Here is an 850-nt window from a genome sequence, read left to right on the forward strand (position 1 = left end):
CGGCGGGGCATCGGCGAGCATCGCTTTGTAGCCCAGGCCAGCCACGGCGGCGGTCAGTGCGTCCGGCGCTGTGCCTGGATCAAGGGCGAGCTGGGCCGCGCCCTTGGCATAGGACACTATGGCAGATTGGACGCCGGGTACTTTTTCCAGCGCTTCCTTGACGTGCGCCGCGCACGAGTCGCAGGTCATGCCGGTGATTTTTAGATGGGTCATGTATTTTTCCTTTTCTGTGGTGGCTACGGCTGTTGCCGTCAGCCACGTTGTTCTGGCAATTCACAGCTGTCCGGCCCGCAGCGGCGATGTGCTGGCGAGATGAAATCCCAGACCGATACCCCAACCATCAAGGCCAGGCCGACATAGAGCAGTCCACCGCTCTGCCAGCCGTAAGCCCGCATTAAAAACACCGCTGCCAGCACCAAGATCGGGCCTATCGTGCCGAGCGCCGTGCGTCGCCACTGTCGATGATTGAGCCAAGCGATAGCATTGGCGAGTAACGCGATGCCGGCGAACATCGGCAGCAGGATGCCAATGAATAGCCCCTCGTACTGGCTCAAGAAGCCCAGTCCGATGGCCGCGCCAAAGCTGGCGATGGCAGGAAAACAGGCGGCGCAGCCCATCGCGGAAACGACGCTGCCGAGCGCGCCGGTTTTGCCAGCGATGCGCGTGATGAGTCCCATGTGTCGCTCCCGAGTTCGGTTAACGGATCAGCGTTTGAGGCTGGACGGATAGCCCGCGTCCTCGGTCGCCTTGGTCAACTTCTGGACGTTGGTCTTGGCATCGTCGAAGGTGACGACGGCCTGGCGCTTGTCGAAACTTACGTCGGTCTTGCTCACGCCCTCAACCTTGGAAA

At 61.4% G+C, this 850-nt stretch carries 3 protein-coding genes; all 3 read right to left on the minus strand.

Annotation, left to right across the window (positions count from 1 at the left end; translation table 11 throughout):
• Positions 1-213 (minus strand): cation transporter (locus tag D7V20_RS19285; RefSeq protein WP_171407869.1); only part of this gene is annotated, 213 nt, incomplete at its 3' end.
• 38 nt (positions 214-251) lie between these two features.
• A complete protein-coding gene (gene merC / locus D7V20_RS19290; RefSeq protein ID WP_000522996.1) occupies positions 252-677 on the minus strand; it encodes an organomercurial transporter MerC in 426 nt (141 codons plus the stop codon).
• Positions 678-704: 27 nt separating this feature from the next.
• Positions 705-850 (minus strand): cation transporter (locus D7V20_RS19295; protein ID WP_171407870.1); only part of this gene is annotated, 146 nt, incomplete at its 5' end.

The sequence above is a fragment of the Acinetobacter rongchengensis genome, assembly GCF_003611475.1.
Lineage (GTDB): Bacteria > Pseudomonadota > Gammaproteobacteria > Pseudomonadales > Moraxellaceae > Acinetobacter > Acinetobacter rongchengensis.

Excerpts from the sequence above, each read along its gene's own strand:
- merC (WP_000522996.1), bottom strand. The coding sequence starts at position 677 with ATGGGACTCATCACGCGCATCGCTGGCAAAACCGGCGCGCTCGGCAGC.